Origin of the sequence: Mycolicibacterium iranicum (assembly GCF_014190915.1) — a bacterium.
GTDB classification, from domain to species: Bacteria; Actinomycetota; Actinomycetes; order Mycobacteriales; family Mycobacteriaceae; genus Mycobacterium; species Mycobacterium iranicum_B.
Window position 1 is genome coordinate 314,981 of record NZ_JACHVU010000002.1, and the last position, 16,069, is coordinate 331,049.

A 16,069-nucleotide genomic window follows, 5' to 3' on the forward strand; every position below is an offset into this window, starting at 1 on the left:
GCGACTATCTGAATTGCGCGTCGCCGCCGATGTCTATCCGGGCCGTCTGTCGGCCCAGTCGGGATGCCGCATGGCAGATCACGCGCACGATCGAGGCACCGGTCACGGTCAGCCGCACAACGGACCGGAGAACACCCCGCGCCTGCGGCTCAAACGCAGGGCGCCCAGAACGGGATACGTGGACGGCGCGTGGTGGCCCGCCAGCGACGACCTGTCGGCGGAACTGCCGGACCTCATGGCCGTACTCTCCGTACGGCTCGGCGGAGTCTCACGGGTGACCTACAAGAACTCCGAATGGGCAGCGGCCCCACGCAAGATCCGGGTCGACAACCAGTGGATCCGGCTCGACGGCTACGACCGGCAGCCCCTCAACACGCTCGGGGTCGTCGACTCTCGCGGCGGCAGTACCGTTCTGCTCGTCATTCCTGTGGACAGCAGTGAAGAGGACGCGCACTCGGCGATGATGGCCGCCGCGGCGGTCGACGACGCGTCCTCGGTCGACACGCTGTTGCGCGCGGGTTCGGCCTAGGTTTACCGCGCTGCGCGGAAAAGCCTGCAGCGCTACCTGTTTGAATCATCGATCACTCACGGAGGATTTTCATGACCACCCCCACGCTCAGCACTCCCTACGAGAAGCGCGTCGCCCTCGTCGCGGACGTCATCCGGGACAACTCGAAGGTCGGCGGCAAGGCCGCCGATGAACTGGCCGTCCACGTCCTGCACGCCCTGGATTCGATACCCGAGAAGATGCGCTGACGCGTCTCGCAGGGCCCGTGGCATCCTGCCCGCTCAGGTCGAATGTGACGGACAGTAGGTCATGTAGGCGATGACCACGTAGTCGGCCGCGCTCTCGCGGTCGGTCAGCGCGGGGCTTTCCGTGAAGACGTTGTCCACGACGCTGTCGACGGACATCCCGAGATCGAGTGCCCTGCACACCTTATGGGCGTACAGGACGATCCCGTAGGCGTTCTCGTACGTGATGCCCGACGCGGTGAGTCGCTGGAGGAAGACGGCGTCCTGGGGCGCGGCACTCGCCGGTGCTGCCACCCCGAGCAGCGCCGCGGCCGCGAGGACGACTGCGCAACCAGGCCCTCGCGCTGCGGGCAGGCGCTGATGACGGCAGCAAACACTGTGTGGTCGACCTCGTCGTCGAGGAACCAATGTCCGTCGGGCGGCGTCGCGCCGGTGTTGGAGATCGTCGGCGTGGGCCGCCCGCGGTCCGGTCGGCGCCGCACCCGCACGGGTGAAGGGCATGAGACGCAACCTCATCACGGCGGTTCGGCTCCCTTCTCGGCACCGCGTCTGCGTCGCCGGCCGTACCTGGGGACCGCGCGGCGTCGAGGTGCCGCGGCGATCTTCGGGGCAGTTCAGGCGGTGGTTTTCCCGTAGCGATCTTCTCTTCATGATGCGCGGACAACCGCCCCCAGGGAATCGGGGATTCCCCTTGCTCACGTCGGGATTCTGCTACTGGTGTGGCGGATGGTGCGAGACGGGCTGATGATCCCTGCGTCTGCAAATATCAAGGGGGATCCCCCATTCCCTCGGGCTCGTCCTCCGCGCACGATGGACTGTATGAACGCCATAGGCCCCCGCGTCGTCGGGCGGTGGGCAAACAGCTCGGAACGGGCTGGCCGGTGCCCGGCGGAGCGCGCAGTCGACGACTTCCGTCGGGGCGACGGCGGGCGCTCGGCGATTGTCCGGCCGCATGCGGGGGTCTGCGATGGACACTGATCCGACGGTGCTGTGTCCGCACGGCCATCCGAACGCTTGGCACTACCGGTTCTGTGGCCAGTGCGGTGCGCCGATCGGCGCGACGGCCTGGCCCGAGGACGCCCCCGAAGAGGGGGCGACGACGCGCCGCGTGCTGGGCACCGCTGCGGTGGCGCTGACGCTCGTCGTGATCGCGGCAGTCGCGGTCGTCGGCTTCATGGTGTTGCGCCCCTCCTCGGGGGACGGCGTGCCGAACGGTCGTCCCGGTGGCTTTTCGACGGGTACCGCCAGTCCTGCGGCGGTGTCGGTGCCGTGCGGCGAGCCACCCGCGGTGGAGGCCGAGTCCGTGGACATGACGCCGGCCGGGCTGACTGTTGCGGCTGCGTTCCTGTCGCGCTGCTCCGGTGGCAGCACCGAACACGGCTCGGGGGTGCGTATCACGGTCGCCGCGGGCGATCGCGACATCGCCGCAGGGCTTTTCGACTTCTCCGGTGCGTCGCTGGCGTTGGAGCCGGGTGTGGTCGAGCGTCGCACGCTGGTGTTCCCGCACGGCATGTACTGGCGTACCCCGGAGATGTTCTCCGGTGCCCCGGAGCTCGTCTTCCATCCGGGAGAGGAACGTGAGGCGTCGGCGGCCGGCTCGAGCGGCGAGACGCTGACCGCGCTCGCCGTGGCCGAACCCGAGCACGGCAGTATCGACGGTGTGGCGGATGCGGTGCTGGCAGAACTGCGCGACAACGACTATTCCTATGTAGCGGGGAGCGTGGCGAACCGGTGGGTGTCGCAGATCAGTTCCAAGCGGCCGGGTTTGGAGGTCGACGGCAGGACACTGTCGAGTGCCGACGTGCTGCGGGACCACCTCGACCTGCGGCGGAAATACAACGGGGCGCGCCTGGTGTACTCGGGCCAGTGGTCGACGTTCAATTCGCCGGACTGGTGGGTGACGGTGGCCGGGCCGCCGCGCCTCACCGCGACGGAGGCCAACGCGTGGTGTGACACAGCGGGTTTCGGAGTGGACGACTGCTTCGCGAAGTTCGTGAGTTCGGTGTTCGGTGTTGAAGGCACCACGGTGTACCGGAAGTGAAGGTCCTGAGATGACGTTCTGTGTTTTCTGCGGCGCACCGTTGACAGACGGGTCGCACTGCGACGCCTGCGGCGCGGTCAAGGTGGGCGACTCGTGGCACGACCAGGCCTACGCGGTGGGTCCTGCCGGGGATTCCCCTACGGGCTGGCGACCGGACCCGACCGGTCGTCACGAGGGCAGGTACTTCGTTGGGGGACAGCCGACGGATCTGATCCGCGACGGTGGTGTCGAGGCCCTGGACCCGTTCGGCAAGCACGCGCTGGGGACCTCAACGACAGAACACTCGGCAGCGTCGGCCCGGGGCTCGCGTCGGGGGCTCTGGGTCGGGGCCCTGTCGGTCCTCGCGGTGCTCGCACTCGCGGGGGCCGGCATCGGGGCGTACGTCTATGTCAACAGAGACACGACGACGGTCGACGACAACTATCTCGAAGCCATTCGGGAACAGGGATTTTCGAGCGAGTTCAATTCGGACGCCAACGCCGTGGCCTACGGCAGGCAGGTGTGCCGCCGGCTCGACGAGGGCAGCGCCCAGCAGGGCCTGCCGCAGGACGAGGTCGCCGTGCAGTACTTCTGCCCGCAGTTCGCCGAGGGCTTCCACGTCCTGGAGACCGCGACCATCACCGGTAGCTTCACGATCAACGACGACAACCCGAACTCATACTCGCCGGCCATCGAGGTCGACGGGTCGTCGTGCACCGGGGCGGGCGGCTACTCCGACGTCGACGAGGGCACACCGGTGAAGGTGCGCAACGACAAAGGGGAGCTGCTGACCGAGACCGTGCTGGAGGAGGGCCGAGGCGGCCGGTTCATGTGCACGTTCTCGATGACGTTCGAGGTCACCGAAGGCGAAGAGCGGTATGTCGTCGAGGTCGGCAAGCGCGGCGAGCTGAGTTACTCCTTCGACGAACTGAAGTCGAATGGCGTGTCGCTGGTCCTCGGCTGACGTCTGCTGGCGCTAACCGACGGCCGGGTAGGTCCTGACGACGGCGCCGTCCTCACCGCTGTGGCGCAGCTGGATGTAGCGGTGCTCGGCAGGCACCTTCGTGGCGTGCTCTTCAAAGTCGGCTTCCGCCTCGGCGAGCGACGCACCACGCACCAACACCGTGTTGACGGTATTGCCTTGATCGTCGACGTCACCGACGACGATGTCGTAGGTCTCTTCGTCTGGCTGCGTCATCGCCCCATGCTGTCACGCGGTCGCGCACCCGTCGACGGGCCGAGGGGGACGGCGGGGGTCTCGCGACTTCTGCGTGGTGGTCGTAGATGGGCTCTGCGGACGACCCTCATGCAGAACTCGACGCCACACCCCCGCGGCGGGGTTGCGACGGGCTCGCGACTTCTGCGTGTTGGTCGTAGATGGGCTTTGCGGACGACTCTTGTGCAGAACTCGGCGCCACGCCCCCGCGGCGGGCTTGCGACGGGCTCGCGACTTCTGCACAAGGGTCGTGAACGAGCCTCGCGGACGACCCTCATGCAGAAATCGAGGCCACGACCACGCCGAATGCCCGTTTGAGAGCGCGGTCACAGCGGGTACGTCCGCGAAGTGGAACGTCTGAGTGGCCTCGATGCGGGTCTTCTGTACAGCGAATCATCGACAGTGCCGCTGCAGGTGTGTTCGGTCTCCGAACTCGACACCTCGACGGTGCCCGGCGGCTACACATTCGAGAAGTTCCGCGACGACCTCGCCCGGCGGATCCCGGCGATCCCCGAATTCCGGACCAAGCTCGCCGACAGCCAGTTCAACGCCGACCATCCGGTGTGGGTGGAGGACAAGACGTTCGACCTGTCCCGTCACCTGAACCGTATCGCCCTGCCGGCGCCCGGCGGCCGCGAGGAACTGGGGGCGGTCTGCAGCCACATTGCTTCCATCCCGCTGGACCGCAGCAAACCGCTGTGGGAGATGTGGGTGATCGAGGGCATCTCCGGTGCCAACCCCGAGGACGGCGGTCCGCTGGCGGTCATGCTCAAGGTGCACCACGCTGCGGTCGACGGGGTGGCGGCGGCCGACCTGCTGGAGAAGCTTCTCGACACTGAGCCCGACGCCGCCCCGCCGGATCCCGTCGACGCCCCCTCTGACGCTCCGGCGTGGGCCATCGCCGCGGACGGGCTGTGGCGGCTCGTCACCCGGCCGTGGCAGCTGACCAGGGTGGTTCCGGTGACGGCGGCCATGGTCACCCAGACCGTCAACCGCGCCGTCAACGGCACCGCGATGGCTGCGCCGTTCTCCGCGCCGACCACCCGCTTCAACAACCAGATCACCTCCGAGCGCACCATCGCGCTGGCCCAGCTGAACCTCGACGACGTCAAGAAGGTGAAGAACACCGCCGACGTCAAGGTCAACGACGTGGTGATGGCGCTGTGCGCGGGGGCGCTGCGCGGCTACCTCCAGGACAAGGACGAGCTGCCCCGCAAACCGCTGATCGCGGTGGTGCCGTCGTCGGTGCACGGGCAGACCGACCGGCCGGGCCGCAACCAGCTCTCCGGGATGTTCTGCAATCTGCACACCGACATCGGCGACCCGTGGGAGCGGTTGCACACGATCGCGACGTCGAACGTGCGGGCCAAGGAGCACAGCGGATCGCTGGGACCGACTCTGCTCGTGGATCTCGCGCAGAGCATCTCGCGCACCATGTACGGCTGGCTCCTGGGGCTGATGGCCCGCGCCCCGATCAGCCGGGCGGCCATCCACAATGTGATCATCTCCAACGTCGCCGGCCCGCCGGTCACGCTGTACAGCGGCGGCGCGAAGGTCAACGCGCTCTATCCGCTGGGCCCGATCTTCCACAGCTCCGGCCTGAACATCACCGTGATGTCGCTGGCCGACAAGCTCAACGTCGGCATCATCTCGTGTCCGCAGCTCATCGACGACCTGTGGGACCTGGGCGACCGGTTCGAGCTCGAACTGAAGGAGCTGCTCAGCCACTGCTGAGGTCTGCGTCCGGTTAAGCCGCCGACCGACTGGGAAGACTAGGGGGCGCTGCCGGACGACGACGGAAGGACTTCATGTGAGCACCCCGGAGGGAGGCTCTCGGTTGGGGACCCGCTTCGGCCCTTACGAGCTGCACTCGGTCATCGGGGTCGGGGGAATGGGCGAGGTCTATCGGGCCTACGACACCGCGCGCGAGCGGATGGTGGCGATCAAGTTGCTGCGGCCCGAGATGGCTGCCGACCGCAGTTTCCAGGAACGGTTCCGCCGGGAGTCGCGGGTCGCCGCGCGCCTGCAGGAACCGCATGTGATCCCGGTGCACAACTTCGGCGAGATCGACGGCGTCCTGTATATCGATATGCGTCTCGTGGACGGCGCGAGCCTGAAGGAGGTGCTGCGCAACGAGGGCCCGCTGCAGCCGGCCCGCGCGGCTTCGATCATCGGGCAGGTCGCCGCTGCCCTAGACGAGGCACATGCCAATGGCTTAGTCCACCGCGACATCAAGCCCGAGAACGTGCTGTTGACCGCCAACGACTTCGCGTACTTGGTTGACTTCGGCATTGCGCACGGCGGCGGCGAGGCATCGGTGACGTCGACGGGCCTGGTGGTCGGTTCGAGTGCGTACATGGCTCCGGAGCGGTTCAGCGGCGAGCGCGGCGGCCCCGCGTCGGATGTGTACTCGCTGGGGTGCCTGCTCTACGAGACGTTGACGGGCCGGGCGCCGTTCGAGGCGGCCGATGTGCGGCAGGTGTGGAGCGCGCACATGTTCTCCGCGCCGCCGCGGCCGAGCATCATGCGCCGGGGCATCAGCCGGTCCTTCGACGATGTGGTCGCGCGGGGCATGGCCAAGCAACCGCACGACAGGTATGCGACGGCAGGCGAGTTGGCGCATGCCGCCGCGATGGCCGCCGAGGGTGCGCCGGTTGCGGAGCCCGTCGCCCCGGTGGCGCCCCCGCCGTCGACGCGGCAGTTCTCCTCGGCCTACCCAACCCCGCCACCGGCGCCGCCCCCTCCCGCCGCGCCGTCGCGCCGGTTCGGCCGGGGGCAGGTGGGATTGATCGTCGCCACGATCGTATTATTCACGGCCGCACTGGTTCTGGCGGCGGTGCTCGTGTTCACCGGTGGCGACACAGGCCCGACCCAGCCACGGATCTCCGCACCGTCCACCTCGGAGTCGCCGACGACGAGCGCGCCCACCCGGTCGGCTGTGGAAGGCGTGTCAGGGACGGATTCACAAGGCTTCGTGGGACATACGGCGCGTTGCGACTCAGGGGACACACCCGCGTCGCTGATCCGGACGTCGTTGTCGCTGGCGGTCATCTGTGAGACCGACGACGGCGACTTCTATTATCGCGGCGAGCGGCTGCGCGACGGCGCCAACCGCGAGATCCAGGGTGCGACGCGGTCTGGCGACGGCTTCACCGTGACGGGGTCTGACGGCGCCCGCTACGACATCCAGCCGGATCAGTTGACGATTTCCAGTGGTGGCAGTGTGGATTCGGCCGAACCGGCGTTGGAGTACGGTTCGTCACGTTGATCTAGGGGAGGACGACGATGACCGCGAGTACCGCAGCGCCAGCGCCGAGGTCCAGTGCCGCCGAGACCCGGCGCGCGATCTGGAACACGCTGCGCGGATCGTCGGGCAACCTCGTCGAGTGGTACGACGTGTACGTCTACACGGTGTTCGCCACGTACTTCGAGGGCCAGTTCTTCGACGAGGCGGACAAGAACTCGACGGTGTACGTGTACGGGATCTTCGCGATCACGTTCGTGATGCGGCCGGTCGGGTCGTGGTTCTTCGGACGGTTCGCCGATCGGCGGGGCAGGCGGGCGGCGCTGACGTTCAGTGTGTCGCTGATGGCGTTGTGCTCGGCGGTGATCGCGCTGGTGCCGTCGCAGGCCTCGATCGGGCTCGCGGCGCCGATAATCCTGATCCTGGCGCGGCTGGTGCAGGGGTTCGCGACGGGCGGGGAGTACGGGACGTCGGCGACGTACATGTCGGAGGCGGCGACGCGGGAGCGGCGCGGCTTCTTCTCGTCGTTCCAGTACGTGACGCTGGTGGGCGGGCACGTGCTGGCGCAGTTGACGCTGCTGATCCTGCAATCGGTGCTCAACGACGACCAGCTGCGCGAATTCGGTTGGCGCATCGCGTTTGCCATCGGCGGCGTGGCGGCGGTCGTGGTGTTCTGGCTGCGGCGCACGATGGATGAGTCGCTGTCGGAAGAGGTCATCGAGGCGGCGAGGTCGGGCCAGGATCAGGGTGCGGGCTCGATGCGGGAACTGGTGACGCGGTACTGGCGGCCGCTGCTGCTGTGCTTCCTCATCACGATGGGCGGCACGGTCGCGTTCTACACCTACAGCGTGAACGCGCCGGCGATCGTGAAGACTGCGTACGACGGGGCGATGACGGCGACGTGGCTGAACCTGTTCGGGTTGATCTTCCTGATGCTGCTCCAGCCCGTCGGGGGTCTGATCAGTGACAAGGTTGGGCGTAAGCCGCTGCTGGTGTTCTTCGGCGTCGGGGGGCTGGTGTGGACGTACGTGCTGATCACGTTCCTTCCCGTAACCACTTCGCCGGTGCTGTCTTTCGCGTTGGTGGCGGTCGGGTACATCATCCTGACGGGCTACACGTCGATCAATGCGCTGGTGAAGTCGGAGCTGTTCCCGGCGCACGTGCGGGCGTTGGGCGTCGGGATCGGGTACGCGATGGCGAATTCGATCTTCGGTGGGACGGCCCCGCTGATCTACCAGGCGGCCAAGGAGCAGGGCCACGTGCCGCTGTTCATCGGGTACGTGACGGTGTGCATTGCGGTGTCGCTCGTGGTCTACGTGGTCTTCCTAAAGAACAAGTCCGAAACGTTTCTGGATCGTGAGCGGGGATCGGCGTTCCGGGTGTAGCCGGGGGGTACACCCACGCCACTATGACGTTCAAGGGCGCGGTGAACCGGGCCACCGGCAGCCGCACAGTGGAGTGGATCGCGCGCGCCGGCTATCCGGTGAGCGGGCTACTGCATCTGCTTATCGCGTACATCATCGTGCGGATCGCGTTCGGGTTCCGAGGCGAGGCCGACCAGACGGGCGCGCTGGCGATCCTGGCGGAGCAGCGGGCAGGGCAGGTGTCGCTGTGGGTGGTCGCGTTCGGGCTTTTCGCGCTGGCGCTGTGGCGGCTGGCGGAGACGGTGCTGGGGCTGCACCCGGGGGAATCCACTTACGCGCACCTGCGCGAGGGGCCATTGGTGAACCGGCTCAAGGCACTTGGGTTGGCGGTGGTGTATCTGGCACTGGCGTTCGCGGCGGTGCAGTTCGCGCTGGGGGTGGGGCGGCAGGGGAGTGACCGAGCGGAAGGCCTGAGTGCGCGTCTGATGCAGACGGGCGGGGGCAAGGCCGTGCTGGTGCTGACCGGTGTGGCGATCGCGGCGTTCGGCGGCTATTTCGTCTACAAGGGCGCGTCGCGGAAATTTCTCGGCGACCTGACGGTGCCGGGTGGGCGGCTGATCACGGTGCTGGGGGTGTGCGGGCATGTCGCCGAGGGCATCGTTCTGTTTGCGGCGGGGGCGTCGGTGAGCGGGGCGTCATTCCTGCGCGACCCGTCGCGAGCGACGGGTTTGGATGCGGCGGTGAGGGCGCTGGGGGAGACGCGGTTCGGGACTGTGTCTCTGCTTGTCGCGGCGGTGGGGTTTGGGGCGTATGGGCTGTATAGCTTTGCTTTGACGCGGTATTCGCGGATGTGAGAGCGCGCGCTACAGATGTTGTTCGACGATGCCGCTGCGCCAGGTGTCCGGAATGTCCTCGACACGGGGCTCCACAAGGCGGCGTGCGTCGTAGGGCTCGACTCCGGACAGGATGAGATCGTCGTAGCCGGTGTCGGCGTGATGCAGACATAGAGGAACTCGATGTGCACTGTCGGCCGCAGCGGTAGACATGCGGTACTGGAGTGTCGCGTGGCGCCCACCGGATGCAGAAGGCCGGATCGTCGCTGAAGCTCGTCCGATGTAATCGGTTTCGAAGGGTTGCAGGCCGTGCTCGCGAGCCCAGGCGCCCAACATGGCGAGGTGTCGCGGGCCTCAGCGCTGGTGACGAGAAGGCAGCGGTTCAGCGTGGTCACGAATCCTGCCCGCAATAGTCGAACGTCGCCTGTAGGCCCCCAGCCCAGGCCGAGGATGACGTCGATGGCTGATACGAATTGCTGATCGGCCAATGCATCGTCGGCGATCTAGGTGACGTGAGGATCGATCCCAGACGTCACATGCGCAAGGTACGGCCACCCACCGGGAGGCGCGGTGGTCAATCTATTGACGGCGGTGGGGATCACCTCGTCAGATGCAGAGGATCTAGACGACGCCGCACTGCCAAATTATGGAGCATCCGTTACGCGCTTGAGCAGCAGCTCGCCACGGCCAGGCACCTGAACAGTGAGCGCAAAGATCATTCCTCCACATGAAATGCGGAGGTCACTAATCGTTCTTTCGGGCCCGAGGATGTCTACGAGATTGAATGCGCGACATGCCCGCGACTGCCCTACCCGTTTGGGCGTTGACTGAAAAAAGCCGCAACCGAGACGACCACCAAGATGACGGTTAGACCGGTTGCTGCCCAGAGCCCGAAGCCAGCTGCAAAATCGATAGTCACGAACCTTGCAGGGTCCCCAAAAGCGTCCCGCACATCCGCCAGGTAGTTCGCACAGAATGCAAAAGCAACGATGCCGCACAATGCACTAGCGGCAGTGAACTCGCGCCTTCTCGTGGTGTGATAGGCAGCGCCGAGGGCAATCGCTACTACGCCGAGGACGATTGCGACCCAGCCAGGGTTGGTGGTGTCGATTACCTCATTCGGCGACAAGACGACAGTCCCGTCTCTGTCGGATAACGACCCTCGCTGAGTCGGATCGCCAACTCCTGGGTAGGTGACGGACCACGACGCATCCATGCCGACAAATGTCCCGGCAGCGCGTGCCTTTCCCCACGTTAGAAATGCGCTGATCACTAACCCGACTCCGCAGAAAGCAATTAACGGTCCTACGACGCCGATGAAGCTTGCATCGAACCCATTGGGAGCACCGTTTGTCGATTCGCGCCGCTGCGCTGAAGGCGTTGGCGGGGCTGCGTCGAAGCCGTATGCGGGATACTGGGCCGACTGATCGGGATACGGCAGGGAGGATGAAGCGTCAGCGTGCTGAGGTGGGGCTACCGGATAGTACGTCGGAGGTGGCGAAGCGCTCTCTCGAGGAATAGGCGGAGCTTGCTTGCGCCGCCTGTTTGGTGACCAATTTTGACCGTCCCAGTATCGTTCAGCTTTGGCGTCGTCAGGGTCGTCGTACCAACCTGGACCGAATGACATCGATGACTCTCCCCTTTTCGTCGCCATCACCTACTGGCAAAGGCAGACTATCTCGGGCGCACTCGTGATGAGGGCGATCTAGTGCTCACTCATCCTGCACCCGATCACCAAAGGCAACAGCAAGGCAAATGGCCAGGCGATCGGAGGAACACCTTAGAAACATCCAAGATCAGGTGCTAACGTGCCGCGAAAAGGTCCGCACGCATGAGTCGTGCACGGACACTGCTTGGAGCGTGGGGGCACCTCGAATGGAACCGCAGGGCAAGATTCTCCTCATCTACTTCGTCGCAGACGAATCTGGGTCGATGGGCAACAATATTGCAGAGCTCAACGACGGCCTGATAGCACTGCACGATGCGTTGCAGCGCGAATCGTTCGCCGCCGCGAAAGTCCGTCTTTCGGTGATCGGCTTCTCCAACGACGCGTTCACCTACCTGGACGCTGCAGACCTACGCCTGACGCCCTCCATGCCGGTGCTGTCCGCCCAGGGACTGACGTCTTACAGTTCGGCGTTCGACGAACTTTGCCTCCGTATCTCCGTAGACGTCCCCGATTTGAAGGCACAGGGATTCAGCGTCCTACGCCCCGCCGTCTTTTTCCTGACTGACGGTATTCCTAATGAAAGAGAGGACTGGCGCGCAGCGCAGCACCGTCTGCTTTCCCACCCCACTGCACCGAACATCCTCGCATTCGGCATCGGCGATGCTGATCCGGCGATCGTCAGCGAGCTCGCGACCCGCCCCGAGTTCGCGTTAGTGGCTGCCCGCGGCCGCGACACTGCCGCAGCCGTCTCAGACTTCATCATTTCGCTGACGCAGTCCGTAATCAGCTCGGGGCGCAACGTAGCGGCTGGGACAGCTCAACTCCAGTTTGAGAGACCGGCCGGATTCTCCCTCGCGGTGGACATGATCTGAGTCTGATCAGTGTCTTGGCTTAAGCGTGTGCGACGCGATGACGACCTTGTTTCTAAAAGTGCTCCGCCACCGCCAGCGTCTGCGCCACATGAAGAGGGCAGCGATCAACGGGGCGTGGACCGCAACTCCCCAGAAATAGATATCGCCTGGCGGCCTGCGTATGAGGAGCGCGCACATGCTGAGGTCATCGGACAAACGACAATACGGCCCATAGCGGTAGGTACCCCGTCTCCGCCGACCGAGCCTGTTCCAATACATAATTCGTACCGGCCCTTGCCTTTCCGACCCGATACTGTCGTTGACGGATGGACCCAGGGTGGAGTCTCTGTCCGAGGAGCTTCGCTTCGCGGACACTTGCATCGCTTTAATGGTGCACCCCGCGAAGACGACTTCGCGATCCATCGGCTGGCCGACGGGCGGGTAGTTTTATTGGTCGCGGACGGCGTGTCTGAAGCGCAGCAGTCCCACCTAGGTTCGGCAATCGCTGTTCGGAGCGCTGCGGAATGGCTTCACAAGTCTCTTGCCCGCGAAACAGCTGCCACCGACTGGCAACTCTGTTTTGCGAGTGTGGCGTGGGCCCTGAACGAACACGCTCAGAGACTGTTGAACTTATCCGATCCCGATCCTGTTGCCACCGAGCAGCACTTCGCTACGACCCTGGTATGCGCGGTCGTCGAAGAAATTGCCCTCGATGCCCTCCGCGTTCATGTAGCAGCCGTTGGTGATTCAACAGCCTGGCTGTTGTCGGATGGAATCTTTCATGATCTGCTTGCTGACGGTAACTCACCACTTTCGCCGCTCACGTCATCCGAAGTCACCGCCCTTCCGCGCGTCCCGTCGAACATCTTCGCAACCGTAGTTGATGTGTATCCCGGCGACGTACTTTTAGTCGGGACTGACGGGTTCGGGGATCCGCTTGGAGGCGGAGAAGGTGGGGTGGGCAACCTCTTTCGCGATGTCCTCAATGGCCGCACGGTACCGTCGCTGGTTGAGTTTGCCCACGCACTCGATTTCAGTAGAGAGGCATTCGACGACGACCGCACCTTGGTCGCGGCGTGGCCTGCCGACAAACGAGGCGCCATCGGAGGTAATCGGTGACAGACCGAATCGCAATACAGCGAGCCAAACTCGGATCGTTGACGAAGATCGGCCAAGGTGGCCAAGGCGTCGTCTACAGCGCACCCGGTTTCAGAACTAAGTTTACCGATACGATGGTGTTCAAGGAGTATAGGCCAGAAGCTCTGCAGGACATGAACTTTGACGCGCTCGCGGCAATGCCTACGCTGGTCGAGGAGTCAATGTCCTATGAAGATGCCGAACGACTCATCTCGATCGCCGCTTGGCCGTGCGCCCTTGTGGAAGACAACGGCTCACCAATTGGCCAAGTGATGCCGGCGATTCCCGATCGATTCACGATTCCGTTGACCACCGCGAAGGGGACTGCGCCGGCTAACGCAGAGCTTCAGCATTTGCTGAACCATAAATCGATACTTGCCGCTCGCGGTATTGCATTGGCTGAGGAGACGCGATATGCGCTGCTCCGAGAGATCGCGAGTGATCTCGCTTTCCTGCACCAGAATTCGATATGCGTCGGCGACATATCGCCCAAGAATTTGTTATTCAGCCTCGAACCTGTACAAGCCTATTTCATCGATTGCGACACCATGAGAGTGGGAGGGATTTCGGCTTTACCCCAGGTCGAGACTCCAGGATGGGAGGTGCCGCAGAACGAGGAACTAGCGACAATTTATTCCGACTCCTACAAGCTGGCATTGTTGGCTCTCCGCCTACTTGTCGGCGACCAGGATGTTCGCGACCCGCAGCGCTTGCCGTCAATGACGCCGAGACTTCTGACCAAACTGATCGTCGATACCTTAAGCAGTACACCAAGTAGACGGCCGCTTCCGATGGCGTGGACGTACATTCTCGGCCACGCTATCGAGGAAGCTCAGCAGCGACGGTTCGACGCGAGCGCCACGGAACAATCTGACGAAGCCCCAGCCCCAGCAATTCCAGTCGTGCGTTCACGACCTAAGCCTCAATCTGCCAGGAAAGCCGCTGGAACGACTTCTGCAACTCCTCCGCCACGTCGGATAGCACCTCCGCCCACAAACTCACCAATGTCGCTCACTTCAGGTTCAACGTCTGTACGCCAGGATGCGGTTGTCGGCGTGGCGATCGCTGTCGTCGCCATCTTGATGGTAATAGGCGTCGTCGTAGCAATCGCTTCGTGGTCTGACGACAGTTCCGATAACCGAACCGCCAGACCTTCAAGCGCCTATGAGGAGCCGACATCGAGCAGGCCGCGACAGGCGCCAACAAATGACTCGACTCAGGATCCTGAGGAGCATTCAGATGGTCTGAATCCAACTCGGGCGCCCCAAACCGCTACGCCCGCCATTCGAACCGGTCCGCCGCCGCGCGCCGATCTCTATAGCGGCCCAGATCCAACTGGCCGTAACTGCGGCTCAATCGATCTCGGCCGATACAACCTCAGCGCAGCACGTGGGTCCGAGGCGACCAGCTGCTACTTTGCGGAGAGTGTGGGAAACGCGTACGTCGCCAGAAACCCTGACCCGAGGACGACAACCAACATCGCTGCCGCTGGAGCGGTTGATTGCAGAGATGTCCCGACAAACCCTCCGTGCAGCGGATCTAACTTCGTCATGCGATGCGTCATGCAGGGCACGCAAGAGTGGATCACGTGTAGGGGTGGAAACCGTGCTGTGGTCTACATCTACTGACCGATGAATCACGACCCAAGAAATTCGAGGCGTGAGCCACAGGGCGGTCGCGCTCCGCGGACTCTTGATCGCATACGCGGCGTTCTGCTGGCTATGCTTGTAGGTTGTGTCGTTGCTGCAGGAGGCGCACTTTATTTCCTGGTCCTACCGGAATCAGCACAATCATCAACCCAACCAGATGCGGATCCCGTGACTGCAGCGGGTTCCGAGCAGCCACCCCCAGGACCTTTCGAACCTATTGCGCCACCTCTAACTCTTAGCACCACAGTTCCGGAAGTCACGTCCTTGGCGGATTCGTTCGGAGCGCTTTCGCCGTTGGTCGACGGTGAAGTCGGAGTTGCTATCGCGCCCATCGGCAAAGGTTCCGCTGAACTGTTTGGTGATGTGGGCACGGGGCCCGCGTGGTCTACCTCGAAGGTGCCGGTAGTCATGGCAGCCGAGCGCGAACACGGCTCCCTCACCGCATCTATGGCAGCGGCGATCACTCGGTCCGACAACGCTGCGGCAGAGGAAGTGTGGACGTCCCTCGGCGTCCCTGAAACCGCAGCGGCCAAAGTCGAAGCAGTCCTCCGCGAGGCCGGCGTATCGACTGTCGTTCAGTCTGAACGTATCCGACCTGGTTACACTGCATTTGGACAAACCATCTGGTCACTGCAAGACCAAGCGACATTCGTCGCCAACGCGGCATGTGACCCACGATCTGCATCAGTCCTCAATCTGATGGGCCAGATTGAACCGGGCCAGTCCTGGGGGCTTGGTCGGATCCCCGGATCCAAATTCAAGGGCGGATGGGGCCCGTCTGAATCCGGGGCGTACTTGGTTCGCCAATTCGGATTAGTACCAACTACAGATGGAGAGGTCGCGATAGCCATCGCTGTCCGGCCGGCATCGGGGTCCTTTGAGGCTGGAACTCAGGCTCTGGACATCGTTGCCGATTGGATCGCCGACCACTTGTCTCAGATGCCTTTGGGCCGTTGCGCCTAGCGGCTCGCCACAGGATGACTTCTTTTGGCATGAATGTCGTGGTGGTCGTGCTCAAACAATGACCGGCGCGCGAGTCCAAACACGGCGTTCATAGCTATGAACGGAAACGCCTCGGTCTCGGCCGTCAGCCGGCCGCGTCCCCGGTCCATCGCCTCCGATGGCGGCGCAGGTCCAGCGTCGAGCGACCTGTTCTGGAAGGTCTTGAAAAATCCGGACTGTCAGTTCGTAGGGGATCATTAGTGCGGCCCCGGTCGCCTGCGAAGTCGACCAAATCACCACGAGGGTCCGAGTTCTTATTCGGCTGCACCCTTTGGCGGGGTCTCACGTGATGTTTGGTGGTTATGGGACGGCGCTTCGCGTCACATTAGGA

At 64.2% G+C, this 16,069-nt stretch carries 15 protein-coding genes; 11 read left to right on the forward strand and 4 right to left on the reverse strand.

Going from position 1 to position 16,069, the window contains the following annotated elements; genetic code table 11:
• Positions 1-70: 70 nt before the first annotated feature.
• Positions 71-529, forward strand: coding sequence for a DUF5994 family protein (locus FHR72_RS05405; protein WP_183466909.1), 459 nt, complete (start codon positions 71-73; stop codon positions 527-529).
• A 71-nt stretch (positions 530-600) separates the two neighbouring features.
• The gene (locus tag FHR72_RS05410) at positions 601-756 is read left to right on the forward strand and encodes a DUF6307 family protein (protein WP_183466910.1); all 156 of its coding nucleotides are present in this window, start codon (positions 601-603) and stop codon (positions 754-756) included.
• 33 nt (positions 757-789) lie between these two features.
• Here the strand turns inward: FHR72_RS05410 and FHR72_RS26440 are convergent, their stop codons facing one another.
• Positions 790-1,047: a DUF732 domain-containing protein gene (locus FHR72_RS26440; RefSeq protein WP_311736061.1), complete on the reverse strand. Its 258-nt coding sequence runs from the start codon at positions 1,045-1,047 to the stop codon at positions 790-792.
• Between the two features lie 673 nt (positions 1,048-1,720).
• Here FHR72_RS26440 and FHR72_RS05420 point away from each other — a divergent pair.
• Both FHR72_RS05420 and FHR72_RS05425 read left to right on the forward strand, forming a co-directional pair.
• Positions 1,721-2,794, forward strand: coding sequence for a zinc ribbon domain-containing protein (locus tag FHR72_RS05420; RefSeq protein ID WP_183466912.1), 1,074 nt, complete (start codon positions 1,721-1,723; stop codon positions 2,792-2,794).
• 10 nt (positions 2,795-2,804) lie between these two features.
• Complete coding sequence (locus FHR72_RS05425) at positions 2,805-3,737, forward strand: DUF732 domain-containing protein (protein WP_183466913.1); 933 nt, start codon at positions 2,805-2,807, stop codon at positions 3,735-3,737.
• 12 nt (positions 3,738-3,749) lie between these two features.
• Here the strand turns inward: FHR72_RS05425 and FHR72_RS05430 are convergent, their stop codons facing one another.
• Positions 3,750-3,971 (reverse strand): hypothetical protein, encoded by a 222-nt coding sequence (locus tag FHR72_RS05430; protein WP_183466914.1) that lies wholly within the window; start codon positions 3,969-3,971, stop codon positions 3,750-3,752.
• Between the two features lie 366 nt (positions 3,972-4,337).
• Here FHR72_RS05430 and FHR72_RS05435 point away from each other — a divergent pair, with 366 nt between their 5' ends.
• The 4 genes from FHR72_RS05435 (at position 4,338) to FHR72_RS05450 (ending at position 9,451) form a co-directional block, all read left to right on the forward strand.
• Entirely contained in the window at positions 4,338-5,723 is a 1,386-nt protein-coding gene (locus tag FHR72_RS05435) for a WS/DGAT/MGAT family O-acyltransferase (protein ID WP_183466915.1), read from the forward strand.
• Positions 5,724-5,799: 76 nt separating this feature from the next.
• Positions 5,800-7,257 (forward strand): serine/threonine-protein kinase, encoded by a 1,458-nt coding sequence (locus tag FHR72_RS05440; protein ID WP_183466916.1) that lies wholly within the window; start codon positions 5,800-5,802, stop codon positions 7,255-7,257.
• A 17-nt stretch (positions 7,258-7,274) separates the two neighbouring features.
• Positions 7,275-8,618: an MFS transporter gene (locus FHR72_RS05445; protein WP_183466917.1), complete on the forward strand. Its 1,344-nt coding sequence runs from the start codon at positions 7,275-7,277 to the stop codon at positions 8,616-8,618.
• A gap of 23 nt (positions 8,619-8,641) precedes the next feature.
• Entirely contained in the window at positions 8,642-9,451 is an 810-nt protein-coding gene (locus FHR72_RS05450) for a DUF1206 domain-containing protein (RefSeq protein ID WP_183466918.1), read from the forward strand.
• A 9-nt stretch (positions 9,452-9,460) separates the two neighbouring features.
• Here the strand turns inward: FHR72_RS05450 and FHR72_RS26445 are convergent, their stop codons facing one another.
• Together FHR72_RS26445 and FHR72_RS26820 are read right to left on the reverse strand one after the other, a co-directional pair.
• Positions 9,461-9,766: a DUF2293 domain-containing protein gene (locus FHR72_RS26445; RefSeq protein ID WP_260155826.1), complete on the reverse strand. Its 306-nt coding sequence runs from the start codon at positions 9,764-9,766 to the stop codon at positions 9,461-9,463.
• Positions 9,767-10,238: 472 nt separating this feature from the next.
• The gene (locus FHR72_RS26820) at positions 10,239-11,084 is read right to left on the reverse strand and encodes a DUF2510 domain-containing protein (RefSeq protein WP_396888406.1); all 846 of its coding nucleotides are present in this window, start codon (positions 11,082-11,084) and stop codon (positions 10,239-10,241) included.
• A gap of 221 nt (positions 11,085-11,305) precedes the next feature.
• On the opposite strand from FHR72_RS26820, the gene FHR72_RS05465 reads away from it, so the two are divergent.
• From FHR72_RS05465 to FHR72_RS05475, 3 genes are all read left to right on the forward strand, one after another.
• Positions 11,306-11,971 (forward strand): vWA domain-containing protein, encoded by a 666-nt coding sequence (locus tag FHR72_RS05465; RefSeq protein ID WP_183466921.1) that lies wholly within the window; start codon positions 11,306-11,308, stop codon positions 11,969-11,971.
• Between the two features lie 114 nt (positions 11,972-12,085).
• Complete coding sequence (locus FHR72_RS05470; RefSeq protein WP_311736062.1) at positions 12,086-13,069, forward strand: protein phosphatase 2C domain-containing protein; 984 nt, start codon at positions 12,086-12,088, stop codon at positions 13,067-13,069.
• 38 nt (positions 13,070-13,107) lie between these two features.
• Complete coding sequence (locus FHR72_RS05475) at positions 13,108-14,715, forward strand: hypothetical protein (protein ID WP_183466923.1); 1,608 nt, start codon at positions 13,108-13,110, stop codon at positions 14,713-14,715.
• Positions 14,716-16,069 lie beyond the last annotated feature (1,354 nt).